Below are 26,637 nucleotides of genomic sequence, written 5' to 3'. Positions count from 1 at the left end.
GCCAACTCGGTAGTTGTCAAGTAGAGACAGAACAACCCCAAAACCGCCTCCTTATCTGACGTAGCCGAGGAGGCGGTCGAAGCATCGGTGAGATTGAGTTGATTTGCGGTTAGTCCGTTTCCTTCGTTTTGGCTTGGAGCTTCTCCAGCATATCGACGGTCATTGTCTCCAGGTCATACTTCGGGTTCCAGTCCCACTCCTCTCGGGCGGCACTGTCGTCGATGGAGTTGGGCCATGACTCGGCGTAAGCCTGGCGTTTCGGGTCCACTGCGTAGTCGAGGATAAACCCCGGTACGTGCTGGGCGATGGCCGATGCCAACTCCCCGGGCTCAAAACTCATGGCGGTGATGTTGAAGCAGCATCGATGTTTTAATCGCTTGGGATCGGCCTCCATGAGCTGGATCACCCCGTTGAGGGCGTCGGGCATATACATCATGTCCATGTAAGTTCCCTGAGCGATGAAGCTCGTGTATCGTCCCTTGGAGACGGCGTCGTAATAGATGTGGACGGCGTAATCGGTTGTCCCTCCGCCGGGCAGGGTGTCGTAGGAGATGAGCCCCGGAAACCGTACACCTCGAGTATCCAGGCCGTACTTGTGATGATAGTAGTCGCACAGAAGTTCTCCGGCAACCTTGGCCACCCCGTAAATCGTATTAGGCCTCTGAATGGTGTCCTGAGGGGTCTTATCTGAGGGGGTCCCGGGGCCAAAGGCGGCGATAGAGCTGGGGAAGAAGAAGGAGCAGTTCTCCTGCCTGGCAACCTCAAGGGCGTTATAGAGCCCGTTCATGTTCACTGCCCATGCAAACTGAGGGTTCTTTTCGGCGTTGGCTGAGAGGATCCCCGCCAGGTGAACGACCGTGTTGGCTCGATGCTTTTTCACGACATTCGCCAGGGCCTGTCCGTCACGAACGTCCAGAAGCTCGAAGGGGCCCTGACCGAGTTTGTCCGCTCCTTGGGATTTAACGTCGGTAGCCAGCACGAGGTCGGTGCCATACTCCTGCCTCAGACGGCGAATCAGCTCGACGCCGATCTGACCAAGCCCACCCGTGACTACGATCCTTTTCATGATACATATCTCCTTTCAACATCTGTAGAGCACATGTGGCCATACGGCCATAAAAAAGGGGGGAGAGGAAAACTCTCCCCCGAACCTCTTGTTATGCAGTGTTACTGCCTGTTGTATGTGTAGTCGTGGTCTTTCCCGTCAGCTTATTGACCAGCAGAGCAATGGCACCGTCACCAGTGACGTTACACGCCGTGCCGAAGCTGTCCTGAGCCAGGTACAGGGCGATCATGAGAGACAACATGGTCGGGCTGAAGTGGAGCATGGATTCCAGAACCCCCAAAGCGGCCATGACAGCCCCTCCTGGGACGCCCGGAGCGGCCACCATGCAGATACCCAGCATCATGACGAAGGGAAAAATAGTGGCGAAGGATACGTTCATACCATGAAGCATCATAACGGCCATAGCACAGCTTGTCAGGGTGATGGTACTCCCCGAAAGGTGGATGGTGGCGCACAAAGGAACGACGAAGTCGGCCACATCTTCTCGGACACCGTTTATCTTGGTTTGCCCCAGGGTCACCGGGATGGTGGCTGCCGAGGACTGGGTCCCGATGGCTGTGAAGTAGGCGGGGAGCATGTTCTTGATGGCTAAGAAGGGATTGACTCCCGCTATGGATCCGGCGATGACGTACTGTATCAGGATCATCCCGATGTGGAGAGCTATGATCACGGCGTAGACCTTAATGAACACCGACATGATAGTCTGAACCTCGCCGGCATAGGTCATGTTAGCGAAGATCCCGCAGATGTGCAGGGGCAGGAGTGGGATGATGATGGACGAGATGAGCTTCTCGATGATCCTCTGAAATTCATGCATCACCTCGTTCAGCTTAGTGCCGTTGATAGCTGCCATGCCAATACCCAGTGTAAAGGCCATGAGAAGAGCCGTCATGACCCCCATGATTGGAGGCATCTCAACCTTGAAGAAGGGGGCGAGAAGCGCCTCCTCAGGGTTTCCGTGAGCTGCTGCGTTGCTGGTCATCGCACCGATTTTAAGCAGTTGAGGAAAAAATGTGCTGTCCACAAAAAAGGCCAATGTCCCGGCAAAAATCGTTGATCCGTAGGCGATGGCTACGGTCATACCCAGGATTTTTCCGGCGTTTGAGCCCAGGTCTCCGATGCCCGGAGCCACGAACCCCACGATGATCAGGGGGATAGCGAAGCCGAGGAAGTTCCCGAAAATGCTGTTGAAAGTCGCAAAAGCCCGAACCACATGCTCGGGTGTGAAGCTGCCTATGAGGATACCTGCGATGATAGCGATGATGAGTCGTGGAAGAAGCCCTATTTTTTTCTTGTCCTGCATGAAAATCCCTCCTGATTATGAAATTATGTAGAGACTAACTCCCAAAAATCCCGTCAATAGCTAATCAAAGAGCTTTCTTTTAATTATTATATATTGTACCACTTTGGCTGTTTTTTTCAAGCTCAATTTTATAGATTTATAGAAGGGGACTGAGGATTCTGGCGGCTCCTTCCAGAGGACGGAAAATCCAGCGGCGGCCTTCCCAGCGTTGGGACGTGAGCTGAACTGATCGGGACAGGAAAAACTCCTGGGCTCGAAGGAGTGATTGAGTTTCCTCTTCGCCGTAGAACACCAAATTGATCTCGAAGTTGAGGGCAAAGGATCGAATATCGAAATTACTGGAGCCGAAAAAGGTCAGCTTGCCGTCGACAGTCATCGTCTTGGCATGAAGAAGACCGTGCTGAAACTGGTGAATCTCAACCCCCATGTTCAGAAGCTCCTCGTAATATGATCGTGCGGCATGCCCCACGAAAAACTGGTCACTGCGCTCTGGCACTATCATTTGAACTGTTACGCCTCGCAGAGCGGCCACTTGAAGAGCTTGAAGCAGACTCTCGTCGGGGATGAGATAGGGCGTTGTGATCACGACCCGGTTGGTAGCATCGTGAAGAGCGCAGACGATCAGACGTTGATAGTTCTCGGTCTTGTAGTTCGGTCCACTCGGTACGGTCTGGACCGCTACGGAGCCCCGATACTCCGTTGGTGCGGCAAGACAGTCCAGATTGGGTTCCTCCTGAGTTTCCACAAACCAATCTTCCAGAAACACGGCCTGAAGCTGCCGGGCGACAGGCCCCTCCAGACGAACCGAAAGATCTCGCCAGATCAGGTCGTTATGGCCATAGTGAGAGTCGATCATGTTATGAGACCCAGTATAGGCAATTTTCCCGTCCACGACGGCCAGTTTTCTGTGGTTTCGGAGATCAAATCGGGCGGCGTGATAGCGAAAGAGCCTGGCTGGCAGGGCCTCGACGACCTGGATCCCCTGAGTTCGCAGCCAGCGGGCTCGGCCGAGCTTGATAAATTGAGATGAGCCAACGCTGTCCAGGAGCAGGCGGCAATTAACCCCTCTCCGAGCTGCCCGGATCAACGCTTCCATCACGGGGCCTCCTATGTTGTCGTCGGAAAAAATGTAATAGAGAAGGTCAACCGTGTAACGCGCTCGGTCGATATCCCGGGTCACATCGCGAGACAGTGTCTCGGCGTCAAAAATCAATCGTCCGTCGTTGCCCCCGACGATCGTCATATGTCCCAGAGACTGAGCCAGGGACGAGATCCGGTGCAGTGCTGGGGGGAGTTCCGGCGTTGTCTCGCACAGTGCGTTCCGACACGTGCCCCGTGCAGCGGAGGTACGTTTCAAAAGCTCCTGATGACGTTGGATCCGCTTTTGGGGTAAGAGCCTGGACCCCATGGCGAGATACAAAATAACACCCGGCCATGGCCAGAAAAAAATAACGATGAGCCAGGCCATTGCAGCACCTGCTGAATGACGCAAAGGCACCGCAGCCAGCATACAAAGACGTATAAGCCAGGACGATATGCCATGAATCCAGAAAACCATCAGCCAAAACTGATAATCGCTCAGGAGCTCCTGCAGGTTCATGGTACAGCCTCCTTTTCCCTTTCGCCTGGGATGTGAAGATCACAGACAAGAGGAAGATGGTCGGAGAATTGGATTTGTGGTATCGATAGACGTTGCAGGCCTATCTCCGGGGAGACCAAAACGAAATCCAGCTCTCGATGTGGTCGCTGGCACGGAAACGTCGGGAATCCGTGCTGGTTGACGCTTGTCATTCCCTCGTCGATCAGAGGGGAGAGTTCTTGGGAGCCGTGAAGAGTATTGTAATCCCCTGCCAGGATGAGGGGCTGAGTACGTTCGGAACAGAGTCGAGCCAACTCCGCTATCTGATGGCGCCGGCTCGCTCGCCCCAGGGACAGGTGAACCAACATAAAAGAATGAGACGAAAAGCGCACCTCCAAAGCCGCCCTCTTGAGCCCCCTCCCCAGGTCGTGACGCAAAATCTTGTTGGGAATCTGTTTCGAGATAACGGCATTTCCCTGTGATCGAAGAACGGGAAGGCCTGAGAGAGAGCCCCCGTACTTGACCACGAAATTGGCCACGCCGCCTATCGTTGTCGCTGCGCTCTTGGCTTGGCACTTACCTTTGAAGCGATACGATCCGCTGTCGACCTCTACGAGTCCGACCAAATCGGGGCAGAGATCGGCCAGATAATGACCGATGGTCTCAAACCGGCGTGTGGAGCGCCTCAACGTTCCGACAAAGGGGATCGGCATGTGATACGAGAGGCCCGTCCCCGTACCGTACCGGACGTTATACAGGACAATGCGCATTGATGAAGCCTCCTTACAAGATCTTACGTACACCATACCACATATCCAATTTCGAAAAATAGTTAAATTTTAGTCAAGGTTTATATTAAGCCAGCGTCTTTGTGTGTTCATAAATAGTTCTTGACATGTCGTCGTAATCAGGATACACTGAGCCTGCTGCAGAAGCATATGTGGCGAAAAAACATTTTAGGAGGCAACACTTTGACTCAGGGAACAGTGAAATGGTTCAACGACACCAAGGGCTATGGGTTTATCACCGGCGAGGACGGAAAAGACTATTTTGTCCACTTCAGCGCTATCAACGTCGATGGTTTTAAGACCCTCAACGAGGGGCAGGCGGTAACCTTCACGATCGAAGAGGGCCAGAAGGGGCCTCAGGCATCGGACGTATCTCCAGTTTAACTGAAAATCACGCACAGCGAAAAGCGGCGGCCTCTGGTCGTCGTTTTTTTTCTTTAAAAAGGCGAGTTTTTTGTGAATCATAAAGGTTTTAGGGTTTACGCCTGTCAGCTTGCGATGCTGAGGAGCCGATACGGGGAAGCCCACGTTGATATCCGCTTTTTAAGTGCTCATCTGGAGGGTGTCTTTGTGCGAAGAACACAACATAAGGGGGGCGAAATGCCCCTTCGTTTGTCGGTTCATGACAGTGAGAAATGAACCACGATCTTGTATGATTTTACTGACCAGCGAAAGGCGTATCCCGAACCTCGGATGCGTTGCGGGGAGGTATGGAGTTTTTTACGTTTTTTGTCTGTGCCGGGCCTGGTAAACAGCGGTTTTAGTATTGTGCAACGTGTACCCATTTTAAGGAGGAGTTCGTTATGAAAGTAGTTAACTCGTGGAATGACTTTGATCCTCTGAAGCACGTTATCGTCGGACGTGCCGACAACTGCTGCATCGCGCCGTCTGAGCCGGCGTCCAAGGCCAAGGTGCCGCTGGACAGCCCCATGCGTGGAATGACTGGTCCCCGTCCGTTGGACACCGTCGAGAAGGCCAATGCCCAGCTTGATAACCTTGTCAGTATCCTTGAGAAGCATGGAGTCAAGGTGGACCGCCCTGAGCCCATTCAGTGGAACCAGGCCGTGGTGACCCCCCACTTTATGACCGGCAGCATGTTCGGTTGTATGCCTCCCCGGGATGTCCTTCTTACCATCGGAAACGACATCATCTGTGCCTCTATGTCCTTCCGGTCTCGTTTCTTTGAGTATCTTGCCTACTCCAAGGTTCTGCGTAAGTACTTCGATGAGGATCCGGAGTTCAGATGGTACTTCTCGCCCCGTCCCGAGCTTGGCGACGCCAGCTACGACATGCACTACTATGATGGAGAGATCACAGAGGAGATCCTTCTTGAGCGTACGGCCAGACTTGAGATGGTTACCACCGAGCACGAGATCCTCTTTGATGCTGCGGACGTTATGCGTCTCGGTAAAGACCTCTTTGTCCAGCATGGCTTGACGACCAACAGGAAGGCCATGGAATGGATGCGCCGTCAGTATCCTGACTTCCGGGTCCATGCGGTTAACTTCCCCGGCGATCCCTATCCCATCCACATCGATGCCACCTTTGTCCCGCTTCGCCCCGGTCTTATTCTGAACAACCCTCACCGGAAACTGCCCACGGAGCAGCGGAAGATCTTTGAAAAGAACGGTTGGGAGATCGTCGATGCTGCCATGCCCGCTCATAAAGAGCCGCCGGCACTGTGCTACTCCAGCGTCTGGCTGTCCATGAACTGCCTGGTGCTTGACCACAAGACGGTTCTTGTCGAGGCCAGCGAGACCAATCAGCTTGAGCAGATGGATAAACTGGGTATGAACGTTATCCCCGTTCCCTTCCGGGATGCCTACCCCTTCGGAGGCGGCCTGCACTGCGCCACTGCCGACGTCTATCGTGAGGGTACCTGCGAGGACTACTTCTCCAACCAGGGTGACGACCCGACCCTTGTCACGTTTCAGGGAAAATAGTTAGCCGCAAGCTGAACGTGTTGAGTCTGTAAGTTATTTGGGCCATGTTTGTGTATATGACAAACGGAAACTCCGTGTTATATGCCGAACATGGCCCAAATGTTTATCGAATGGGCCTGAGGGGGCATTGCTGTGGACTACAACAAAAGAAACATAGAAAACATCACGTGGCCTGAGTATGCCAAGGGGGCGGAGGACGGCGTTTTAATCATTCCTGTTGGTGCAACGGAGCAACATAGTCTTCATCTCCCTCTGTCTGTAGACGCTATGATATCCAAAGGATTTGCTCAAAGACTGTCAGAGGACGAGGAGCTTAACGCGTATATCGCTCCGTGTATTTCGTATGGGTACAAATCGAACCCGACAAGCGGGGGGGGGCCTCTTTTCCCTGGGACGATCGACCTGAACGGGAATACCCTGGTCCTTTTAGTGATGGATATCCTCAAGGAATTCCTCAAAGACGGCTGGAAAAAAATTGTCATCCTGAACAGTCACTATGAGAACCAGGCATTTTTAGCCGAGGCTGCCGATCTCGTCATTGGAGATCAGGAAGAGGAGTTCCCAAAGATCATATTGACCAGTTGGTGGGATAACGTCTCTGACGAAGTCATCCCGTCGCTCTTTGATAATAAGCCCTTCAGGGGTTGGGATCTCGAGCATGCTGCGATCACTGAGACGTCTTTGATGATGTACTTTGCTCCTGAGCTTGTTCATAACGAGAAAATGTCTGATGAGGGGATCGGTGATGTCCCAAAATATCAGCGCTATCCTGTTTCAAAGACCTTGATCCCCCCATCCGGTGCCTTGTATACATCGATGACGAGCACCGCAGAAAAAGGCAAAATCATCGTAGACGATGTTGTAAAGAACTTTTTGGTTTTCTTGAAGAAAGAGTTTTTGGTTTAGATAACTTGAGAGTTTTTTCCAGGAGGAGATGTTATGTCTAAGGCGAAAGATACAAATATGTCGGTTGAAAGTAACCAGGACTACCCGTTGGTTGAGGTGCCTAGTTCTGCACGAGTAAGCACATTTTCGCTTTCGATGGTTTTGGCGGGATTTACCTTTTTCACGTCGGTTATGTGGGCCGGCGGTAAGCTTGGTGTATCATACAAATTCTGGCCCGATCTTTTTTACGTAGTTATCCTCGGTAACTTCCTGCTTGGTTTGTACGCTGCCACTCTGGCGTATATCGCACATTCGACGGGGCTGCATTCCGGTCTGTTGGGGCGGTTTGTTTTCGGTAACAAGGGAAGCCGCTGGAGTGACTTCCTGTATGGGTTTACGCAGATTGGCTGGTACGCATGGGGTACGGCTCTTATCGCAAAGCTCTTCGTTCAGCTTCTGCATCTACCGGAAAATCTCATACTTCCGCTGATGATCTTCTTCGGATTTTTCTTCGTCTGGACAGCCTATCGAGGGTATAAGGCCATGGAGCTTCTCTCAATTGTGACCGTTCCTCTTATGACGGCTCTGATTCTGTGGAGCATATGGCTTGCTACTAAAAAGGTCGGAGGTATTGCCGGGCTTGAGAAAATCGTTCCGACAGAGTCTATGAGCTTTGCTCAGGCTTTGACGTTGGTCTTCGGTACCTTTGTTGCTGGAGCGACGCAGTCGACCAACTGGTCAAGATTCTCCAGGACAGGACGGGCTGCTGTTATAGCCAGCTTTGTTGCATTCTTCATCGGCAACGGATTGATGATTTTTGCCGGCGCCTATGGCTCCTACACCTATCAGGAGCCTGATATCGTCAAGGTCTTGACGTTGCAGGGTCTCAGCGTTCCTGCGTTTATACTTCTCATCGCCAACGTCTGGACAACGCAGGACAACGAGATCTATTGTTTCTCGGTTGCTGGGTGTAATTTCTTCAGAACCGAAAAAAGGAAAATGATTACTCTTGTTGGTGCCGGTATCGCTATCGTTCTTGCGATTGGTGGAATCTATAACCAGCTCATACCATTTATCATGATTTCCGGGACGGTCATCCCTCCGATTGGTGGAACTATGTTTGCGGACTGGCTCATCAAGCATAAAAGACGCTATCCCAAAATCGCAGAGACTGAATTCCAGAACTTCAACTATACCGGTATCAGTGCCTATATCGCTGGTGCATTGGCGGCAGTATTCAGCCCTGGCATTCCGCCCATCAACGGTATCGTGGTTGCCTTCGTTGCATATCCTATCCTGGATAAACTGCTTTTGAGCCTCGGTATTCAGAAAGACCACGTCGTTCGTGAGGATGTCGCTGAGGCTGCATAAGGTATTTTGCAAGAAAATTTGGTATATTGGTAGTCGTTGAGCGGGCAAGGGGCAATGGATACGAGGGCTTGTATTTTTTGCCCCTTGCTCTTTTTCTTGTGACTCTTCTGAAACGAAGGGGGGTGTTTGTATGCTGAATTCGTGGACTTTAAACGCCTTTCTCATCGGTTCCGTGATTCTTGTCGCCGTTCCTTTGATCGCTTGCATCATGGCGAAGAAGAACCCAGAGTGATTTTTGTCGGCAATTTACATTTATTAAGATTTATGTCAGGAGGTCTTTGTCTATGTCACGATGGATCGTTTTTGGTATTGCGTCCGCTATACTTATCGGGATTGGATTCTGGACGAACAGAAGGATAAAAAAAGCTGCGGACTCCGAGGAGGGGTTCCTGCTCGGCGCTAAGGAGATGGGGCCCTTTGTTGCTGCTGGAACCTTGATGGCTACGGGATACAGTGGCTGGGGTTTTATCGGTTCTCCCGGAACCACCTACGCATATGGGACCATCGAAATTCTCGGTAACTTCTTCTTCGCTCCGGCCATCACGTTTGGTGCCCTTTTCTTTGCCAACTTCATGAGAAAGAAGGGCGAGGAGTGTGGCGGGCTCACCGTCCCCGAGTATCTTGCTGCAACCCACAAAGGGCCTCACGGGCTCAAACGGTGTGTTCACTTCTTTGCTGGCCTTGCTACCTTTATCTTTCTCTCTGTCTATATCGTGGGGCAGATTCGTGCCGTCGGCTACGTAGCGTCTGAGTGGCTCGGTATCTCAGCTGAGCTGTCGGCTATGCTCTTTATGGTCGTTATCGTCATCTTCACCATGCAGGGCGGACTTCTGGCCGTTGCCATAACCGACACCCTCATGTGTATGGGGATGCTGGTGGCCTCCGTCATCGTGTATTTCACCATCATACAGGACGTCTCCCTCACCGAGCTTATAGCGAATGTCTCCGCGTCGAAACCTGAGTTCATCAACCCCACGACGTCGGTTCCATACGGTCAGGGGAAATACAGCGTCTTCTTGGTCTTCATCTATGCTCTGCTTTTCACTACGACACTGCCCTATATGTCCGTTCGATTTTTGGCCTTTAAGAAGAATTTAAAGGTGCATGTCATGGCCCTCATGATGGCCCCCATGGGCATTCTTCTCAGCCTGGTTCCCTTCGTTGGGCTGTACATGTTTTACAAAAACCCCAACTTGACGAACCCAGACAGCGCCATGCCCGTGTTCTTGAACACCTATCTCCATCCGGCTGTGGGGAGCATCATCTCGCTGTTCATCATGTTCGCCATGCTCTCGACGATCAGCTCGGTGCTCCAGGCCTTGGCGTCGGCACTGTCCTACGATATGTTCGTCGCCGTGGCCGACCGTCACTCCAAGTATAAGGACCTCTTTAACCGCGGTGCGGTTGCCGTCACGGCGCTTCTCGGCATCATATTCACCTATCTCGTTCCCCAGGGGATGTTGAACCATATCGCCTACATCGGAACCGGTGGACTGATCTCCATGTTCGTCGGGCCCATCATCATGCGGGTTCTCGTGGAGGCCAACCTTTTGGCCTGCTTCTCCTCCATGATCGTCGGCTTCTCTCTCAACGTTTACCTGGTTCTGTTCGCCAAGGTCGGTTGGGTCGAGGCTCCCATCATGGCCGGTGTGGGTGGCTGCATTGTCTACTTAATTCTTGGATATGTGGGCAACGGCATGCGCCGCGCCCCTCTTCCCTCTGAAGCATAAGGTCAGGGCTGCCTGTCATATACACCTGAACGCCACACGAAGCGCCCGGGCTCGCAAAGAGCCCGGGCGCTTCGTATTTATAAGGCAAAAATCAGCTCGGTCGTCCTCGTGAGTACATTCTAAGAACCCTTCACTATTTCGGTAAAATCAGACCAGTCCTCTACCTTGAAAACCCTGATATCTCGAACGGATCTTTTGAACCATTTGATGCCACTTAAAATGCTAATGGCTTTGTATACTGTCGCTAAATTATTCTCTGGGTCAGAAAGGAGATACACACTACCCTGAGTCCAGTTGAAGCCTATGTTTTTTAGTTCCTTGTTTATTTCGAGGTAGGCGTTATTGTAAGGATCTCCATAGTTTTCTTTGAGCTTGGCAACTTCTAAGTCAAACGCTATGGCGTACATCAAGAAAACCTCCTTTCCCATATAAAGTATCTCACATGTGATTGAAAACGACAATCCCACATAGGCTTATGCATGAATACAAGAGAGGTGTTCTGCTCTCTGCTGTGAACCTGCTATAATCAAGGTATTATAAATTTGAACGTCTATGGAATAGCGAACCTTAAAAGCGGCAAGCCCCTGTGTGACGACATGCAAATCATCTATCTTGAGCTGGACAAATTCCAGAAAGAAGACCCCCTGCCCTAGCAGACGGGGCTTCAACGCTGGCTCACCTACTTGAGTAATGTGGAGGGAGAGAAAATGAAAGAAATAGCGGAAATGGACCATGAAATTGCCCAGACATTAAAGGTGGGGCAAACCTACTGGTCGGATGAACAGGAGAGATTCCATTACTTTGCAGAACAAAAACGCCTCATAGACGACCTGAGCCTTGAGGCGGTTCAGGAACAGCGTATCAAAGAAGCTCGAGGAGAAGGCAGAGCGGAAGGCATCGTTACAGGTCAGAGAGAGGAACGGTGTGCGATGGCCCGCAAATTGCTAAAGCGAGGCTGGAAAGATGCAGAAATCTGCGACATCACGGGCCTCTCGCCCAAGGATATCGTCCAGCTTCGGAATCAGGCCCCCCTCCCAACCTAGCTTGCTACCCTAAGCAACACAAAAGCGCCCGAGTACAGAAAGAGCCCGACCGGGAGGTCGGGCTCTTTCTGTATCTTCAGGACAATCAAGCGTACCATGCCTTCCCTTCCCTCTTTCCCCGTAAATCCTCCATATGAATCACAAATCACCATAACACAGGCCCCCTGAGAGCAGGGGCTTCTCTCGTTCAGTACCCCGTCCTTTAAAAAGCCCCTCCTTCGCTCCTTTGTGAACATCCCACCTCCTTCCCACTCTACAGAGTGACTCCCAAACGAAAGGAGGTGAACACATATGGCGACATACAACCCCATGGGCAGCCGCATCAGCCTTATCTGCCAGGTGGGAACTGGAGCCGATGGCCAGCCCGAACTGGGGCGACTCTCCATCTCCAGGGTCAACCCCAACCTCACCGCAGACCAGATTGACAGCCTGTCCCAAAAACTGGGCGGCCTCCTCTCTGTGCCGGTCGTCGAGGTTCGAAAAACGGACACCGACACCGTCGTGGCCTAGAGCCGCCCCCCCCCACCTGGGGAAACGAAAGGAGGTGAAACTGAATGAAAACCCTTCGGATGACATTCGCCCGTGCAGACGGCCATAAGGTCAGTGTGAGCCTTCGGCATGCCAAAGAGACCCAGAACGAAGAAGACGTTCGGGATGCCATGCAGACCGTCATCGATATCCAGGCCCTTGAGCCCGCTGTCACGTCCATCGTAAGCGCGCAGCTCATCGACCGAGTCGTCACCGACATCGTCGCCTAGGGAGGTGAAGAATAAATGGAAGAGTTTCTGGCCGGCGTGCTCCAGAACGGGTTCTCCGTCGCCGTGGCAGCGTATTTGCTGATACGAATGGAAAACCGGCTCGAAAAACTCAGCCAGGCCATAAACGACCTGAAAATCGCCATAGCCGAAGGGCCGGCCAATGCACGATAACCACCTGCGCATCTCGCCGCACTTCACGCTCAGCGAATTTCAGTGCCCCTGCTGTCTCAGGGTTCGCCTCCAGCCGGAATTGCTCCTCCGGCTGGAGGCCCTTCGGGGCATCTGGGGCCCGCTGCGTATCACGAGCGGATACCGATGCACCAGACACAACAGAGACGTCGGCGGTATCCCGGGGAGCCGCCATCTCATCGGTGCAGCGGCAGACATTGCCGTTACACCGGTCGAACAGGGGCGGTTCGCTCGCCTGGCGAAAAAACAGGGCTTCGAGCAGGTCATACCCTATGGCGCACGGGGCTTTGTCCACCTTGCAATTCGAACGGACACCGCATAATAATGAAAGGAGAAAACAAATAAATGAGCGAGTACACCCATCAGGAACTGATGCAGACAGCCATGAACTACCTTCCCCTCATCAAAAAAACCGCCGGGAGATACTCCGGCAGAGGGGCCGAGTGGGAAGACCTCCTCTCACAGGGATTTTGCGAAGTCCTCGACCTCATCGTGAGATGCCCCGAAGGGACCCCCCTGCCCCTGTACATGTCAAACATGCTTCCCGGTCGGGTTCGCGACGTCGCCAGGCGCCTCAGACGCCAGGCCTCGCATGATCGTCTTGACGTCCTCGCCGAAGCTGGCGTAGAACCTCACGACCAAAGGCCATACTACAGTCCTCAGCTTCTGCTCACCGGTATCGACCTCACCCCTGGGGAACGCGAGCTCATCGACTGCCTGCTCGATGGCGACACACAAAGAGAAATAGCCCAGATGCTTGGCTGCACACAACAAAACGTCAGCTACATGGTTCGCAAACTCCAGAAAAAGCTGAGGCCGCTGAAAAAGAACCTGTGTCTGTAATTTTCTCATAAAGCCCCTGAGCCCAGGGGCTTTATGATATACTCAAGTTTGGAATAGGGGCATGTCAACATTTGCATTGATGTCCCAAAGCTGCTACACTCGACTTGAATAAAGCAGCTTCAAACCGATGGGGGCGGGAATGCTGCAAAATGTCGAGAAAACCCTTGCGTTGGTTGTATTCAGTCATGTATAATCTGACCCAACAAGGGTGGCTTGGGTCGTTATTATCAAAAAGCTCCGAAAAGGAGTCCCCCAACAAAACGAGTGAATCGCAGAAAGGAGTGGTTGCAGGCATTGGGCGAGGTTTTTGATGATTGCGATGCGTGGTCTTCGGAGAACTCCTGATTGACGTATATCGTCAATTCAGAGGAGGAATGACAGGCACGTACAGTGCCTCTCCGTCGTAGGCAAAAGGACGGATGCGCGTTGAGCTGTGGAGATTCCATGTTGTATCAAGGCTCTTGAGTGAGCGGATGCTGCTATGGATGAGGATGGAAGTTGGTAAGGAGGAATTCAGATTGAGAAAGACATTGAAAGTATTTAGCCTTGTGACACTGGCCTTAGTGCTGGGAGCAGGGGTGCTTTGGGCGTTCGATACGCTCGTACTTAGTGGGAATAACGATGTAACTGTGGATTTGGCCGCTGGTGCTACGAGTACTGGTATCATTACCGGAAACGGCACCCAGAGGGGTGGCGTTGATCTTGTGGTTGCAGTCGACAAGATTCTCCGTCTCAACGCGGCTGACGGCAATGTCGTCACCTTGGCACCTGGCGGTGCTGGGATTCCTGGCGGCCCCTATCGTCTTGCGGCCGTGACAGCGGGGGCTGCGGCAAACATTCAGGTTGTGGTCAACGATGCTGATGCGCCGGGTAAGGTCGTGATGAAGGCTTCCAACGGCGATAATCCCGGTGATGCTGGCGGCGCTAACATGACGGAGTATTCCGGTGGAACGGTTCTGGAGTCCGGTACTCTGGGCGTGACGCGGGGCAATGCGCTGGGTCAGGCTTGGGTCGCCGTTCTTGGTAACGTCAATGAAGCCTCGGCTCCTGTTTTCCAGACAGAGGGCGTCAACGAAGTCCAGTTGGGTAAAAACGATCCCACTGGGGCTGCTACGGTTCAGCCTTTTTATCTTCTGTGGGCAGCTGATCCTCCTGCCGCTAACACTGACTTGCGGTACGTCGAGGTTAACGTGCCCCAGACTTCTGCGTCCAACAACGGCCTGATGCTTCGACATGGTTTGGATCAGCGTGATTATACCGCCCCTACCTATGTGGTTGGTGCTGGAGCTGACACTCTCGCTGGTTTTGCTGCTGCGGGGGCGAACACTTATGTTCGTTTGGTAAAAACCGGCGACGGTCGTTTGTGGGTAAACGGCGGTGAGCCTGGCTTGGCGCCGAATGGTGGTTCCACCGCTCCTGTTGACGGGGTGCATCATTTCGGTGGTACGGTCGTCAGGGACGGCGGTCTCCTTGAGGTTATTGGCGGTGTCTCTGCTGTCGTGGGCGACCATTTCCGCGGCTCTTTGGGTAAGGTTTGGAATACGTTTGAGGGCTCGACCTCCGCTCCGGGCGCTGTTGCGAACACGCCTCGTCAGTATGTAGCTATGGCAATTGGTGGGGTTGCTGCTGGTGGCGCAATTTACAATCCGTTGCATGTTCAGGACACTGCTCGGGTCAAAGTTGACCGGTCGCAGTTCTTCAGCGACTTCAACGTCGCCGGGGGGGCTACCTTCCAGGCTAACGAGTACACCCTGGCTGGTACGAATTACAAGCCTCAGATTGCCGTAACGCTTGACCGAAGGTATTCCCACGCTGACGGTCTCTTGAAAGGGCAGTTTGATCTGGTGCTCAATTCGCTTCCTTCGCCTGCTCGTCCGACTGGCGATCCTCAGGATCCCAACATCACAGATGATGGTCAAACTGTTTTGTTCGTCTCCAACCTGTCGAATGACATCGTTGGTGAGACCCTTGTCGCCAACGGCGTTCTGGAGATTGCTGGCAATGAATCGATCGGTAACGGTAATGTGACCGTTGGTGCTACTGGCGGTGCTGATCGTGATTTTACTACCGCAAACTTGGCGACCTTGACTGCATCTAAGACTCTTAAGGTGAGTGGCGATACCTTTACGAAGGATGGTGGAGGCAGTGGGGCTGCCCTCGCTGCCGAGCGTGGACAGACTCTGTCTTTCAGAGATATCACCTTGGATAATGGGCGGCTGACCATCAACCCTGCCGATGTTCCCACTACGAATGGTCTTCCCCTTGCTGGTAATTTAATGCCCAAGAATTGGCAAGGGACGGTGCTCTTCGGTGCGCCCGTGTCAACTGATGCGGTATACAGGGCTGCTGGTGTTATGATCAACCCCAGCGATGTTTTTGTCGACCGTGGCGTGTTGCAGCTCAACAGCTTCCCTGTTCGGACCGCTGCTCAGCAGGCCGCCAACGAGGATCCCTTTATGGACGTAACCCTGGTTGATGGTGCGACTCTGTCTCTGGGCAAGGACGTCAACGACTTTAAGCCCTACATGGATCTGACGATCAATAACGACTCTCGTATCCGCATGGTCCTGCGCAATGATGACATCGCCGCGACTCGCGCCGAAGCCATGGCCAAGCCTGCGGTCTTCGAGGCCCGTGAGATCGACTACACTGCGATCGGCTATGGCGAAGTAAACCGCGACCGGCGTCTGGCCATCCAGCTGGATCCCTCTCACCTCACCGGCGATAAGATCAAGAAGGGCTGGATCAAGCTGGTCTATTCACCTGATGCGGTTAACTGGAATGCGCTGCACTTCCTGCGTGAGAACAGCACTGTCGAGTACGAGGACTACGCAAAGGTCCGCATCACCTGGACGACGACCTCCGACATCGTGAAGAATGCGGTGGCGCATCTGGACGAGAACAGCTACACGATTCTTGTCGAGGTTGGTCAGGATATCGTCGATCCGGTGAACCCCGGTACCCCCCCCGTGCCTACTCCTGACCTGACCGGTGTCGTGACGGCTCCTTCTCAGGTTCAGTTGGGTGCTAACGTGACCTTCGAACTGGGCAAATGGACCTACAAGACCTCCGACGATGTCGAGGTTCAGGATGTCGTCTGGACGCTTGATGGTGTGGACAAGACGGCCGATGTGGCTGCTGGTAAGCTGACTGTCAAGGCCGAGAATGAAGGAACTATGAACCTTGTCGTCACCGCTAAGCTGAAGGCCGATCCTACGGTCAACGGCGAGGCGAAGGCGTCCGTTATCGTCAGTAAGAACGCCGGCGGCTCTTCCGGTGGCGGCGGATGTAACCTGGGCTTTGCCCCGGCAGCTCTGCTCCTTCTGGCCCCTCTGGGCTTCCTTAAGAAATAAGAACCATCAGAATCATCCAAAGCTGAACATCAGCTGAGGAGAACCATTTGAAACACGGTGTCCGAGATGTCGAAAGACATCTCGGACACTTCTTTTTTGCGAAGTCCTTTCGTCAGTTTCTGAACAAGTGCTCATAGCTCTTTGCTGCTTAGGGTATATCTCTCAGGGCTTCGGCGGAACGACCTCACCGGCACAGAAAGAGAGAGACATCCGAAGATACCTCTCTCTTTGTGTTCCAGTTGCTTATCTCTCGTACAGAAAACAGGCGACCTGGTGATCGGTCTCCATTTCGGCGAGAAGAGGTTCCTCCTGGGCGCAGCGGTCCATGGCATTGGGACACCGGGTGTGGAAACGGCAGCCCGACGGCGGGTTGATGGGGGAGGGGATGTCTCCCTCCAGAGGCACTCTGGTCACTTTCACCGTGGGGTCTGGTAAGGGAATTGCCGACATGAGGGCCCTGGTGTAGGGATGGAGCGGGTTGGAGAACATGGAGTGTTTGGAGGTGATCTCCACGATTTTTCCAAGGTACATGATGGCGATCCGGTCGGATATGTGCTTGACCACGGAGAGGTCGTGGGTGATGAAGAGATACGTCAGCCCCAGCTCCTGCTGAAGGTCTCGCAGTTCGTTGAGAACCTGGCTTTGGATGGAGACGTCGAGGGCCGAGACGGGTTCATCACACACGATAAACTCGGGGTTCAGTGCCAGGGCACGGGCAATGCCGATTCTCTGACGCTGCCCGCCGGAGAACTCGTGAGGATAGCGGAAGCGATGCTCGGGCCGGAGCCCTGCCTTGACGATGACGTCGCTGACGTACTGGTCGAGGGCTTTACCTCGGGCCAGGCCGTAGAGCTTGACCGCCTCGCCCACGATTTCGCGGACGGTCATTCGGGGGTTCAGGCTTCCGTAGGGGTCCTGAAAGATAATCTGAATTTTTTGCCGCACCTGTCCCGGGTCCTCCGCCAGCATCGTGCCCAGTTCCTGCCCCTGGTAGTAGACGGAACCGCCTGTGGGCTTGAGAAGGTGCATCAGGGTTCGACCGGTGGTTGATTTGCCACAGCCGGATTCGCCGACGACCCCGAGGGTCTCGCCCCGACGGATGGAGAAGGAGACGCCGTCGACGGCCTGAACGTGCCCGACGATTTTTTTCAGGATACCCTTGCGGATGGGAAAGTATTTCTGGAGGTTTTTCACCTCCAGCAAGGTTTTGCTGTCGCTGCTCATGCGTCAGCCCCCTCTCTTTCAGCACTGTTCTCGTACAGCCAGCATCGAACACGACGGTTGGAGCTGAGTCTGTAGATGGGCGGTTCCTCCTGGAGACAGCGATCGGAGCACTGATCGCATCGGTTGTGAAATTTGCAGCCCTCGGGAAAGTTCAGAGGGTTGGGAACGACGCCGGGAACGACGTCCAGCCGTTCTTTCTCGCAGTCCATCCGGGGGATGGATCGAAGGAGCCCCTGAGTGTACGGGTGCAGGGGGCCTCCGTAGAGGGGAACGACGTCGGCCTCTTCCACGACTTTACCGGCGTACATGACGACGACTCGTTGGGCCATCTGAGCGATGACGCCCAGGTCGTGGGTGATGAACATGATGGCCGAGTTCAGCTTTTCCCGAAGGTCGTTCATCAGGTCGAGGATCTGGGCCTGGACGGTGACGTCGAGGGCCGTCGTGGGTTCGTCCGCGATGAGCAGAGCTGGATTGCAGGCCAGAGCCATGGCGATCATGGCTCGCTGGCGCATTCCGCCGGAGAGCTGGTGAGGGTAGTCGTCCACTCGCTGGTTGGGCGAGGGGATGCCCACGAGGTCCAGCATCTCGACGGCCCGTTTTTTTGCCTGTGTGTCTTTCATGTTTTGATGAAGCCGCAGGGGTTCCATGATCTGTTCTCCTATGGTGAAAACGGGGTTCAGGCTGGTCATGGGCTCCTGAAAGATCATGGATATATCGTTGCCCCGAATGGCCCGCATCTCGGGCTCGGAGAGGTCCAGAAGGTCGGTGCCGTTCATGGTGACCGATCCCCCGGCCACTCGTCCCACTGGTTTGGGAAGGAGCTGCATGATGGACAGCGATGTGACGGATTTACCACAGCCCGATTCGCCGACGATGCCCAGGGTTTTGCCCGATTCGATGGAGAAGGAAACGCCGTCAACCGCTTTGACCGTGCCGGCGTCGGTGTCGAAATAGGTTTTGAGTCCTTTCACTTCAAGCAATGCCATGCTGCCACCCCCTACCTCTTAAGCCGGACGTCCAGGGCGTCTCTCAGTCCGTCTCCGACGAAGTTGAAGGCCAGAACGGTGTACATGATGGCGAGCCCCGGGAAGATGGCCCACCACCACTGACCGGTGGCCAGGTATTTCTGTCCCACGGAGATCATGAGCCCCCAGCTTGGGGTGGGCGGCTGAGCGCCGAAGCCCAGGAAGGCAAGTCCTGCCTCGATCATGATGATGCTTCCCAGACGCAGCGTTGCCTGAACGATCACTGGGGCAACGGCGTTGGGCAGCACGTGGAAGAAGATGATTCGTCGTGTTGGGATTCCCAGGGCTTTGGCGGCTTCGACGTATTCCCGTTCCCGAAGGGTGATGAACTGGGCGCGGGTGACCCGGGCGATGGGTACCCAGGTGACCAGGCCGATCGCGACGAAGACCACCATCATGCTCGGGTTGTTGAAGACGGCGATGATGGCGAGGACGAACAGAAAGAAGGGAAAGGCGAAGATAACGTTGATGAGCCAGGATATGAGGTCGTCGATCCACCCGCCAAAGTATCCCGCCAGGGCTCCCAGAGGTACGCCGATTATGAGGGAGACGAGTGTGGCGAAGATACCGATCTGAAGGGAAATCCGGGCCCCATAGATGACCCGGCTCAGGATGTCTCGTCCGTAGAGGTCGGTTCCCATGAAATGGGCCATCGAGGGAGAAGCCAGCTTGGCCGCTTTGCCCTCGGTCCAGATGAGCTGTTTGAAGGGGTCGTAAGGGGCGATCTGGGGTGCCAGTATGGCGATGACCGCCAGGGCCAGGACCATGATGAGTCCCAGCATGGCGAGACGATTTCGTCTGAATCGAACCCACGCTTCGTACCAGAGGCTGCCGTGCTTGCGCTCTTTTTTCTGAGTTGTGTCGGTCATGTCCGCACCCCTTATTCGTATCGGATCCTGGGATCGAACAGACCGTAGGAGATGTCCACGATCAGGTTTGCCAGAAGGAAGATGAGGGCCATGAATATCACCGTTCCCCGAATCATGGGGAAGTCCCGCGCGATGAGGGCCTCGACCGAGAGGCGACCGATGCCCGGCCAGGCGAAGATGGTCTCGGTGAGGACGGCTCCCGAGAGCAGCGAGGCGATCTGGGTGCCCACGATCGTGACAACCGGGATCATGGCGTTTTTCAGAGCGTGCTTCAGGACGACGACGTTGTTTGAGAGGCCTTTGGCCTTTGCGGTTCGGATGTAATCCTGGTTGAGGACCTCAAGCATGCAGGAGCGGGTGAGTCGGGCCGTGAGCGCGCCGGGTCGAACGCCCAGGGTAACGACGGGCAGGAGGAGGTATTTCCACGAGCCGTCGCCGTATCCCGCCCCGGGAACCCAGCCCAGGCCGTAGGCGAAGACCAGCAGGAGCAGCAGCCCCACCCAGAAGACCGGGGCGCTCACCCCCGCTATGGCGATGAACATCGCGGAGTAGTCGAACACCGAGTATTGTTTGACCGCCGAGACTATCCCTGCGATGATCCCGATGATCGTCCCCAGGATAAGCGCCCACAGGGCCAAACGAGCCGTGGCACCCAGACGATCCATGATGGCCGTGGATACCTTTTCGTTGGTACGGTAGGATGTGCCGAGATCGCCCTTGAGAAGCTGCCCCATGAAGTTGAAGTATTGCTTGTGCAGGGGCAAGTCGAGGCCGAGATCGTGCCGGATCTTGGCCAGGGTTTCGGGATCGCCCCGTTGACCCATCATGATCATGGCGGGGTCTCCCGGAACGACGTTGATGAGAATGAACACAGCGGTGACCACGCCCCAGACGACGGGGATCGTGTATAAAATTCGCCGCATGATGTAGGTAAACACGCACAATCACCTCCGGTCGAAATTCGGAAAAAAGCGCTCGCTCTCTTTAAAAAGACGTATGACTCTCCCCTTCTCGTCAAAGAGCTCCGATCGACCGACGCGCATCGCAGTAGAACACTCATACCACCTCCATACATCCCGGTAGCCACGGGACCCCCTCGAATAGGTTGAGCGTAGATGTCAGGGGCGTGCATGATCCTGATTGCTTTATTATACAGCCTTTTGCCAGGGAAGATGCATCAGTCTTTTGTGACCGCCCCCCTTGCATTGGCGACGAGGTGTCGATATACTCAAAATCGATACACAAAAAAGGATTTTTCCTGCATTGGGGTGATGACCCCGGAGGAAAGATCCACCAGGGAGGGAACATCATTATGAGAAAAGCTCTATTCCTGACGGTCGCGGTACTGTCGATCCTGGCCGTCGCAGCAGCGGGTTCTATCGCCGCTCCTCGCTCCGGCGGGGTGCTCAAGTGGCGGATTATCAATGACCCGCCCGCATTGGATCCAGTCACGTCTAACATCACGACCGCCACACGAGGTACGAACCTGTATCTTGAAACTCTTGTCAAGACGAGCTCCGAAGGAGAGATCCTTCCCTCTCTGGCAAAAAACTGGGATGTGAACGACGACTCCACGGTCTGGACGTTCCATCTGCGGCCGGAGGTTCGGTTCCAGAAGACGGTCTTGGGCGAGCCCACGTTGAACGGTGGCCGGAAGATGACCGCTGAGGACGTGAAGTATTCCTTCGAGCGTCTGGTCAAGATGAAGTCCGCTCGTGTTTTCTTCGCCGACAAGATCAAAGGCTACAATGCCCTGAACGATGGTGAGGCGTCCGAGTGGTCGGGTATCAAGGTCATCGATGACCACACGGTTCAGTTCACCCTGGAGGAGCCATTTGCACCGTTTTTGGCCGTGCTGACCTATCCGTCTTTTGGCGTCGTTCCCAAAGAGGACGCCGAGAAGTGGGGCAAGGAGTTTTCTTTCCACCCCGTGGGCACGGGGCCCTTCGCTCTTGCAGAGTGGAAACACGACAGCCTGGCTGCCTTCCGTCGCAATCCTGACTATTGGGCTGTGGACGAGAACGGAACTCAGCTTCCTTATCTTGAGGGTGTGGACCTGGTCGTCTTGCCGGATAACGGCGTGGCCTTCATGGAGTTCAAGAAGGGAAATATCGACGTGCTTCCCGATATCCCCGACGAGTACTACGAGCCTCTTCAGAAGGACTTCCCTGATGGTTTTCAGGAGCGTCCCGGTCTGAACACGTACTACTACGGTATGAGTCAGCTTGGCGAGCCTTTCAAGGAAAACCTGAAGCTTCGTCAGGCGATGAACTGCGCCGTCAACAGAAAGGCGATCAACGAACTCGTCCTCAACGGACGATATGAGCCCGCAAAGGGTGTGTTGCCTCCGGGCATGCCGGGCTACACCCCTGACCTGAGGGCCTACGAATACGACCCGGCCAAGGCAAAGGCCCTCTTGAAGGAGGCGGGCTACGGCGACGGGCTGGAGTTGACTCTGCACTTCAACAACAACCCGAGGCACCGTTCCATCGCCGAGGCCATGCAGGCCCAGCTTGCCGAGGTGGGGATCACCCTCAAGTTGGCCTCCTCCGAAGTCGGTGCCCACTACGAAGCGGTTCGCCGGGGTGATTTTGGCTTCTTCCGTGCCGGTTGGGCCGGGGACTATGCCGACCCGGACAATTTCCTCTACACGTTGTTCTGTTCCGATAACTTTGGCCCCAAGGGCAACTATTGCCGCTATAAGAACGACCAGGTCGATGCCTGGCTTAAAGAGGCCCGTCGGGAGACCGTCCCAGCCAAGCGCTGGGAGCTGTACAAAAAGGCGGAACAACAGATCGTGGACGATGCCGTGTGGATGTTCCTCTTCTATCAGACGACCAGCCTCGTGGCTCGTCCCGAGGTTCAGGGGCTGAAGCTCGCTTTTCTGGGCGACTACATGACCGAGTTGACGCAGGTCTGGCTCGACAAGAAATAAGCTATCGACATCGAAAAATGGGGAGCTTTCGGGCTCCCCGTTTTTTTGTGCTTGGTTCGTATTATACTGGGAGAAGATTATTCTCTGAGAGGAGCGATACTATGATTTGTACAACGCCCGTTGTCCCGTCGGATTTGCTTCGTTTCGCTTTTTTAAGCACGCCCCAGGTGTCCCCCGACGGTTCGTCGGTGTGCTACGCCCTTCATAAAGCCGATCAGGAGGCCAATCGGTATGACTCTCGACTCTGGCTCTACAACGTGGAGAACGACAGGTCGGTCGCACTGACTGCTTCAGGCAGGGAAAAATGTTTCTGTTGGGCAGCCGACGGCAAACGGATTCTCTTCGCCAGCGACCGGCATGATCCGCCCAAGGGCTCGACCGATCTTTTCTCGATACGTGTCGATGGTGGTGAAGCTCAATTCTTGGATCGAGTCGACATACGTGTGACGTCTCTGATCCATCTTGGAGAGGAACGGTATCTCCTGGCTGGAGTCAATCCCAGGACGGCCCCCCATCTGGAAGAGGCTGAGTACATGGTTTTTGAGAATATCCCCTTCTGTGCCAACGGCAAAGGCTACATTGCCCAGGCGAGAGGTGGTCTGTACCTGTATCGCCCGGGCTCGATTCCCAAGCTCATCAGCGCGGAGACACTGGACGTGGTTCGTTATCGCCTCTCTCCAGATCGGTCAAAGGTCCTGGTCGTGGGCCCCGATTTTCGGGATGTGCGCCCGGTCCGGCCGGGGCTTCGGGAAATCAACCTGTCCACAGGTATCGTGACAGAGCTGATTCCCGACGGTCAGCTCTGTTGTCGATGTGCCGACTATCTTGATAATCGAGTTGTTCTGAGCGGTTCCCGGTTGGATCGCCACGGGGTGAACGAGAACGTCTCCTTCTATGGCCTTGAGGAGGGCGAGCTCGTGGAGTTCACGCCATGGCTGGATCGAGGGCTTCGCAACTCCATCGGCTGTGACTGCCGGTACGGCACCGCCGACCTGAACCTGGGTTTCTTCGTGGACGGCGGCTCCCTCTGGTTTGTCTCCACGGACCGAACCCGATCCCGTCTTCACAGGCTGGATCCGGACGGGAGCGTCCATCAGGTGACCTCTCGTCTGTCGTCGGTGGACGACTACCACGTGCGCTCCGGTGTTGTCGCCGTGGTCGGTCTGGAGGGGCAGGCCCTTCAGGAGCTCTACCTGCTTCGAGACGGTCGTGAACATCCCGTCACGGATTGGAACGGATGGCTTTCACGGGAACGGAGTATCTCGACACCTGTGTTTCTTTCGAGTCGGGCCGATCCAGGGTGGGATATCGACGGCTGGGTGATGAAACCCACGGATTTTCGAGAGGGGAGTACGTATCCGGCTATCGTCCACGTCCATGGTGGTCCCAAGACCACCTTCAGCGACGTGTATTTCCACGAGATGCAGCTTTGGGCTGCCCGAGGCTATGTCGTGGCCTTCTGCAATCCACGGGGGAGCGACGGCCGGGGGAACGATTTTGACGATATTCGGGGGCGATATGGCTCCGTCGATTACGACGACATCATGGCTTTTACCGATGCCGTGGCTGCTCTGCCGTTCGTGGATCAGCACCGCATGGGGATCACCGGTGGCTCCTATGGCGGCTTTATGACGAACTGGGTCATCGGTCATACCGACCGGTTCAAGGCGGCGGTGGCGCAGCGCAGCATCTCCAACTGGATCTCAAAGGTGGGGGTGTCCGATATCGGTTATTTCTTCGTGGCGGATCAGCAGGGAGCCGACCTCTGGGACGAAGGGGGAATCGAGACCTTGTGGGATCACTCGCCCCTGAAATATGCCGACAAGGTCGTCACTCCGACGTTGTTTATCCACTCCGAGGAGGATTATCGGTGTGAGCTCTCGCAGGGGTTACAGATGTTTACGGCCTTGAAACAGCACGGCGTCCCGACCAGGATGTGTGTCTTCAAGGGCGAAAACCACGAGCTGAGCCGGGGAGGCAAGCCCCGGGAGCGACTGGCCCGACTGGAGGAAATTTCCCGATGGTTTGATAAATACCTTAAAAACTGAACAAACAAGTCTCCAGCGGGGTATTTTCGATTCACTGACATGTCGGAATCACAATTCGATACAGATGAGGAGAAACCCCATGTATCCTTGAGGGACAGCCTTCAAAGATATTGACAAAATCTATGTTACGCTGTATCTTAAACTCATAATGAGCGGTTAGCTCTTAGTCGAGCGAAGCCAGTTGATGATGAAGAAAAGTCGGAGCTTCAAAGCCCCGACTTTTCTTATTTCTTCTCAGGAAAGACGTATCATGTCAAAAAAAGCGCTGTCAAGAAAAATCCGCTCATCTGCACTTTCCCATAGGTTGTAGTCATATGTTTTCCTATCCCCATGAGCCAAGACTACTCGTACCATAGCATCCCGAGCAAAATTGGAGGCGGGAAGAAAATCGCCATCTCCTGCGATGAAAATAACCTGGTCAATTCTGCCAGACAAACAAGCAACGGCGACATCCAACCCTAATTGCAGATCGACCCCTTTTTGAACAAAAATAGGTTTACCGTCGGCATTTTCACCTCGTTTTTTCAAGACGCCCAAACGGGTATGGAAATTATCATTTTTTTCGAGGCTACTCAAAAAACTTTTTGCTTTTCTTTGGCGTTCTTTGTCCTCTTCGCTTGGGGTCTTAGGATCAATATATGGGAGACAGTCATAGTAATAAGCTTTGAAAAGAGTTCCACGTGAGCTATCGACGAGTTTTTGAATGAATTATAGTCTATTCGTTTTTTTATTTATATTTCTAATGTACCCTCCATCGATGAAAACGTTCGTTCTAAACTCCAATAACATCCATCTCCTTTCAGTCTATTTTAGTTTCTGCATTACTGTTGAAGGAGAATCCTTCGAGGCCTTCTTTGTGCGTTATCGTTTACGGCAGGATGGCGAAGCAACGTGCAGGGAAGCCAGAACCTTTGTGGAGTTTGGGAAAAGCCGCCACGATAAGAGCTCCTGTCGGGGGTACCTTGTCGAGGTTGGCCATGAACTCGATCTGGTAGTGGTTTTGGTCGAGGATGTAGAACTCGCAGGGAAGCTCACCTCGAGCCGAGGAGATTCCGCAGTCGGTGTCCGGGGTCTCGTGCCCTGATGCCGTGATCTTCCGTTCCTCGTACAGATAGGCCAGGGACTCAAGGCTGTATCCTGGATAGTGGGGCACCCCTTGCTCGTCCTTGTTGTCGATGGCGTCGCAATCGGGCCACCGCTTATACCAGTCGGTTCGAAGGGCCACAAAACACCCTTCGGGCACGGGACCGTGGACGCTCTCCCATTTTTTGATGTCCTCCACCGAGAGAGCTTTATCGGGGTTTTGGGCTGCCTCCTGAGACATGTCGATGACCACAAGGGGAAGGAACATCTCCTTCACGTCGATCTCGTCCAGGGTCCGCTTTCCAACGGAGAAATGCCGCGGCGAGTCTGCGTGAGTTCCCCACTGGCCCACGATGGTCATCTTCTCCACCCAGAAACCGTCCTTTTCGACGGTGTAGATGGTGTCTTGCTCCATGTTAGGCAAGGCCGGAAAGTGCGGTATCCCTGGGCCGAACGCATGGGTCAGGTCCACAAAGGTCTTGGTCTTCAACTCCTGATACATCTCAAGCAACGTCATATACAACACTCCCCCTCTTGATTTTTGTAACTTTATTTCATTATAGAATCAAAAGACAGACGAGTCAAAAAAGAGAGTATTT

General features: G+C 54.2%; 27 protein-coding genes. 14 read left to right on the top strand and 13 right to left on the bottom strand.

What is annotated here, in order from left to right:
* Positions 1-109 precede the first annotated feature (109 nt).
* The 4 genes from CSA35_01980 to CSA35_01965 all read right to left on the bottom strand — a co-directional run bounded on the left by CSA35_01980 (position 110) and on the right by CSA35_01965 (position 4,718).
* On the bottom strand, positions 110-1,066 hold the full coding sequence (locus CSA35_01980; protein ID PIE55224.1) for a UDP-glucose 4-epimerase: 957 nt from the start codon (positions 1,064-1,066) through the stop codon (positions 110-112).
* A 91-nt stretch (positions 1,067-1,157) separates the two neighbouring features.
* The gene (locus tag CSA35_01975; protein PIE55223.1) at positions 1,158-2,369 is read right to left on the bottom strand and encodes a sodium:proton antiporter; all 1,212 of its coding nucleotides are present in this window, start codon (positions 2,367-2,369) and stop codon (positions 1,158-1,160) included.
* 136 nt (positions 2,370-2,505) lie between these two features.
* Positions 2,506-3,969: a cardiolipin synthase gene (gene cls / locus CSA35_01970; protein ID PIE55222.1), complete on the bottom strand. Its 1,464-nt coding sequence runs from the start codon at positions 3,967-3,969 to the stop codon at positions 2,506-2,508.
* The gene (locus CSA35_01965; protein PIE55221.1) at positions 3,966-4,718 is read right to left on the bottom strand and encodes an endonuclease; all 753 of its coding nucleotides are present in this window, start codon (positions 4,716-4,718) and stop codon (positions 3,966-3,968) included. Before CSA35_01965 ends, cls begins: the two co-directional genes overlap by 4 nt.
* A gap of 168 nt (positions 4,719-4,886) precedes the next feature.
* Between CSA35_01965 and CSA35_01960 the strand changes: the two genes are divergently transcribed.
* From CSA35_01960 to CSA35_01940, 5 genes are all read left to right on the top strand, one after another.
* Positions 4,887-5,120 (top strand): cold-shock protein, encoded by a 234-nt coding sequence (locus tag CSA35_01960; protein PIE55220.1) that lies wholly within the window; start codon positions 4,887-4,889, stop codon positions 5,118-5,120.
* 419 nt (positions 5,121-5,539) lie between these two features.
* A complete protein-coding gene (locus tag CSA35_01955) occupies positions 5,540-6,679 on the top strand; it encodes a serine/threonine protein kinase (protein ID PIE55219.1) in 1,140 nt (379 codons plus the stop codon).
* Positions 6,680-6,832: 153 nt separating this feature from the next.
* A complete protein-coding gene (locus CSA35_01950; GenBank protein ID PIE55343.1) occupies positions 6,833-7,585 on the top strand; it encodes a creatininase in 753 nt (250 codons plus the stop codon).
* A gap of 57 nt (positions 7,586-7,642) precedes the next feature.
* Complete coding sequence (locus tag CSA35_01945) at positions 7,643-8,935, top strand: cytosine permease (protein PIE55342.1); 1,293 nt, start codon at positions 7,643-7,645, stop codon at positions 8,933-8,935.
* Positions 8,936-9,213: 278 nt separating this feature from the next.
* Complete coding sequence (locus CSA35_01940) at positions 9,214-10,665, top strand: sodium:solute symporter (protein PIE55218.1); 1,452 nt, start codon at positions 9,214-9,216, stop codon at positions 10,663-10,665.
* 119 nt (positions 10,666-10,784) lie between these two features.
* On the opposite strand, the gene CSA35_01935 is transcribed toward CSA35_01940, so the two are convergent.
* Together CSA35_01935 and CSA35_01930 are read right to left on the bottom strand one after the other, a co-directional pair.
* Positions 10,785-11,072 carry a virulence protein gene (locus CSA35_01935; GenBank protein ID PIE55217.1) on the bottom strand — a complete coding sequence of 96 codons (288 nt, stop codon included), beginning with the start codon at positions 11,070-11,072 and terminating at the stop codon, positions 10,785-10,787.
* Positions 11,073-11,138: 66 nt separating this feature from the next.
* Entirely contained in the window at positions 11,139-11,333 is a 195-nt protein-coding gene (locus CSA35_01930) for a hypothetical protein (GenBank protein ID PIE55216.1), read from the bottom strand.
* Between the two features lie 39 nt (positions 11,334-11,372).
* Here CSA35_01930 and CSA35_01925 point away from each other — a divergent pair, with 39 nt between their 5' ends.
* A complete protein-coding gene (locus CSA35_01925) occupies positions 11,373-11,708 on the top strand; it encodes a hypothetical protein (protein PIE55215.1) in 336 nt (111 codons plus the stop codon).
* On the opposite strand, the gene CSA35_01920 is transcribed toward CSA35_01925, so the two are convergent.
* A complete protein-coding gene (locus CSA35_01920) occupies positions 11,705-11,944 on the bottom strand; it encodes a hypothetical protein (protein ID PIE55214.1) in 240 nt (79 codons plus the stop codon). The two genes, CSA35_01925 and CSA35_01920, sit on opposite strands and share 4 nt — an antisense overlap.
* 55 nt (positions 11,945-11,999) lie before the next feature.
* Here CSA35_01920 and CSA35_01915 point away from each other — a divergent pair, with 55 nt between their 5' ends.
* From CSA35_01915 to CSA35_01890, 6 genes are all read left to right on the top strand, one after another.
* Entirely contained in the window at positions 12,000-12,218 is a 219-nt protein-coding gene (locus tag CSA35_01915; GenBank protein ID PIE55213.1) for a DUF1659 domain-containing protein, read from the top strand.
* 44 nt (positions 12,219-12,262) lie between these two features.
* Positions 12,263-12,466, top strand: a complete 204-nt coding sequence (locus tag CSA35_01910) for a hypothetical protein (protein PIE55212.1) — start codon at positions 12,263-12,265, stop codon at positions 12,464-12,466.
* Between the two features lie 15 nt (positions 12,467-12,481).
* Positions 12,482-12,637, top strand: a complete 156-nt coding sequence (locus CSA35_01905; protein PIE55211.1) for a YvrJ family protein — start codon at positions 12,482-12,484, stop codon at positions 12,635-12,637.
* Positions 12,627-12,977, top strand: coding sequence for a peptidase M15 (locus CSA35_01900; GenBank protein PIE55210.1), 351 nt, complete (start codon positions 12,627-12,629; stop codon positions 12,975-12,977). Before CSA35_01905 ends, CSA35_01900 begins: the two co-directional genes overlap by 11 nt.
* Before the next feature lie 23 nt (positions 12,978-13,000).
* Positions 13,001-13,498 carry a hypothetical protein gene (locus CSA35_01895; GenBank protein PIE55209.1) on the top strand — a complete coding sequence of 166 codons (498 nt, stop codon included), beginning with the start codon at positions 13,001-13,003 and terminating at the stop codon, positions 13,496-13,498.
* A gap of 419 nt (positions 13,499-13,917) precedes the next feature.
* Positions 13,918-16,851, top strand: a complete 2,934-nt coding sequence (locus tag CSA35_01890) for a hypothetical protein (protein PIE55208.1) — start codon at positions 13,918-13,920, stop codon at positions 16,849-16,851.
* Between the two features lie 243 nt (positions 16,852-17,094).
* Here CSA35_01890 and CSA35_01885 read toward each other — a convergent pair whose 3' ends face one another.
* The 4 genes from CSA35_01885 to CSA35_01870 are packed head-to-tail and all read right to left on the bottom strand — an operon-like array spanning position 17,095 to position 20,910.
* The gene (locus CSA35_01885) at positions 17,095-18,075 is read right to left on the bottom strand and encodes a peptide ABC transporter substrate-binding protein (protein PIE55207.1); all 981 of its coding nucleotides are present in this window, start codon (positions 18,073-18,075) and stop codon (positions 17,095-17,097) included.
* Positions 18,072-19,064, bottom strand: a complete 993-nt coding sequence (locus CSA35_01880; GenBank protein ID PIE55206.1) for a peptide ABC transporter ATP-binding protein — start codon at positions 19,062-19,064, stop codon at positions 18,072-18,074. The genes CSA35_01885 and CSA35_01880 overlap by 4 nt, the downstream gene beginning before the upstream one ends.
* 11 nt (positions 19,065-19,075) lie before the next feature.
* Positions 19,076-19,972, bottom strand: coding sequence for a peptide ABC transporter permease (locus CSA35_01875; GenBank protein ID PIE55205.1), 897 nt, complete (start codon positions 19,970-19,972; stop codon positions 19,076-19,078).
* 11 nt (positions 19,973-19,983) lie between these two features.
* A complete protein-coding gene (locus tag CSA35_01870; protein PIE55204.1) occupies positions 19,984-20,910 on the bottom strand; it encodes a peptide ABC transporter permease in 927 nt (308 codons plus the stop codon).
* A gap of 374 nt (positions 20,911-21,284) precedes the next feature.
* Between CSA35_01870 and CSA35_01865 the strand changes: the two genes are divergently transcribed.
* Positions 21,285-22,907, top strand: coding sequence for a peptide ABC transporter substrate-binding protein (locus CSA35_01865; protein ID PIE55203.1), 1,623 nt, complete (start codon positions 21,285-21,287; stop codon positions 22,905-22,907).
* Positions 22,908-23,008: 101 nt separating this feature from the next.
* Positions 23,009-24,955, top strand: coding sequence for a peptidase S9 (locus CSA35_01860; protein PIE55202.1), 1,947 nt, complete (start codon positions 23,009-23,011; stop codon positions 24,953-24,955).
* 234 nt (positions 24,956-25,189) lie between these two features.
* Here the strand turns inward: CSA35_01860 and CSA35_01855 are convergent, their stop codons facing one another.
* Positions 25,190-25,660, bottom strand: a complete 471-nt coding sequence (locus tag CSA35_01855) for a hypothetical protein (protein ID PIE55201.1) — start codon at positions 25,658-25,660, stop codon at positions 25,190-25,192.
* Between the two features lie 163 nt (positions 25,661-25,823).
* Positions 25,824-26,555 (bottom strand): cyclase, encoded by a 732-nt coding sequence (locus CSA35_01850; protein PIE55200.1) that lies wholly within the window; start codon positions 26,553-26,555, stop codon positions 25,824-25,826.
* Positions 26,556-26,637: the final 82 nt, after the last annotated feature.

Origin of the sequence: Dethiosulfovibrio peptidovorans, assembly GCA_002748665.1 — a bacterium.
GTDB lineage: Bacteria > Synergistota > Synergistia > Synergistales > Dethiosulfovibrionaceae > Dethiosulfovibrio > Dethiosulfovibrio peptidovorans_A.
The sequence above is the reverse complement of the archived record's forward strand: the minus strand, read 5'-3'. Positions and strand labels throughout refer to the sequence as shown.

Coding starts and splice junctions, on each gene's coding strand:
- CSA35_01935 (PIE55217.1), bottom strand. CDS start 11,072: ATGTACGCCATAGCGTTTGACTTAGAAGTTGCCAAGCTCAAAGAAAAC.
- CSA35_01885 (PIE55207.1), bottom strand. CDS start 18,075: ATGAGCAGCGACAGCAAAACCTTGCTGGAGGTGAAAAACCTCCAGAAA.
- CSA35_01980 (PIE55224.1), bottom strand. CDS start 1,066: ATGAAAAGGATCGTAGTCACGGGTGGGCTTGGTCAGATCGGCGTCGAG.
- CSA35_01890 (PIE55208.1), top strand. CDS start 13,918: ATGCGCGTTGAGCTGTGGAGATTCCATGTTGTATCAAGGCTCTTGAGT.
- CSA35_01900 (PIE55210.1), top strand. CDS start 12,627: ATGCACGATAACCACCTGCGCATCTCGCCGCACTTCACGCTCAGCGAA.
- CSA35_01920 (PIE55214.1), bottom strand. CDS start 11,944: ATGTTCACAAAGGAGCGAAGGAGGGGCTTTTTAAAGGACGGGGTACTG.
- CSA35_01915 (PIE55213.1), top strand. CDS start 12,000: ATGGCGACATACAACCCCATGGGCAGCCGCATCAGCCTTATCTGCCAG.
- CSA35_01960 (PIE55220.1), top strand. CDS start 4,887: ATGTGGCGAAAAAACATTTTAGGAGGCAACACTTTGACTCAGGGAACA.
- CSA35_01895 (PIE55209.1), top strand. CDS start 13,001: ATGAGCGAGTACACCCATCAGGAACTGATGCAGACAGCCATGAACTAC.
- CSA35_01850 (PIE55200.1), bottom strand. CDS start 26,555: ATGACGTTGCTTGAGATGTATCAGGAGTTGAAGACCAAGACCTTTGTG.
- CSA35_01860 (PIE55202.1), top strand. CDS start 23,009: ATGATTTGTACAACGCCCGTTGTCCCGTCGGATTTGCTTCGTTTCGCT.
- CSA35_01945 (PIE55342.1), top strand. CDS start 7,643: ATGTCGGTTGAAAGTAACCAGGACTACCCGTTGGTTGAGGTGCCTAGT.
- CSA35_01975 (PIE55223.1), bottom strand. CDS start 2,369: ATGCAGGACAAGAAAAAAATAGGGCTTCTTCCACGACTCATCATCGCT.
- CSA35_01925 (PIE55215.1), top strand. CDS start 11,373: ATGAAAGAAATAGCGGAAATGGACCATGAAATTGCCCAGACATTAAAG.
- CSA35_01910 (PIE55212.1), top strand. CDS start 12,263: ATGAAAACCCTTCGGATGACATTCGCCCGTGCAGACGGCCATAAGGTC.
- CSA35_01875 (PIE55205.1), bottom strand. CDS start 19,972: ATGACCGACACAACTCAGAAAAAAGAGCGCAAGCACGGCAGCCTCTGG.
- CSA35_01965 (PIE55221.1), bottom strand. CDS start 4,718: ATGCGCATTGTCCTGTATAACGTCCGGTACGGTACGGGGACGGGCCTC.
- cls (PIE55222.1), bottom strand. CDS start 3,969: ATGAACCTGCAGGAGCTCCTGAGCGATTATCAGTTTTGGCTGATGGTT.
- CSA35_01905 (PIE55211.1), top strand. CDS start 12,482: ATGGAAGAGTTTCTGGCCGGCGTGCTCCAGAACGGGTTCTCCGTCGCC.
- CSA35_01880 (PIE55206.1), bottom strand. CDS start 19,064: ATGGCATTGCTTGAAGTGAAAGGACTCAAAACCTATTTCGACACCGAC.
- CSA35_01865 (PIE55203.1), top strand. CDS start 21,285: ATGAGAAAAGCTCTATTCCTGACGGTCGCGGTACTGTCGATCCTGGCC.
- CSA35_01955 (PIE55219.1), top strand. CDS start 5,540: ATGAAAGTAGTTAACTCGTGGAATGACTTTGATCCTCTGAAGCACGTT.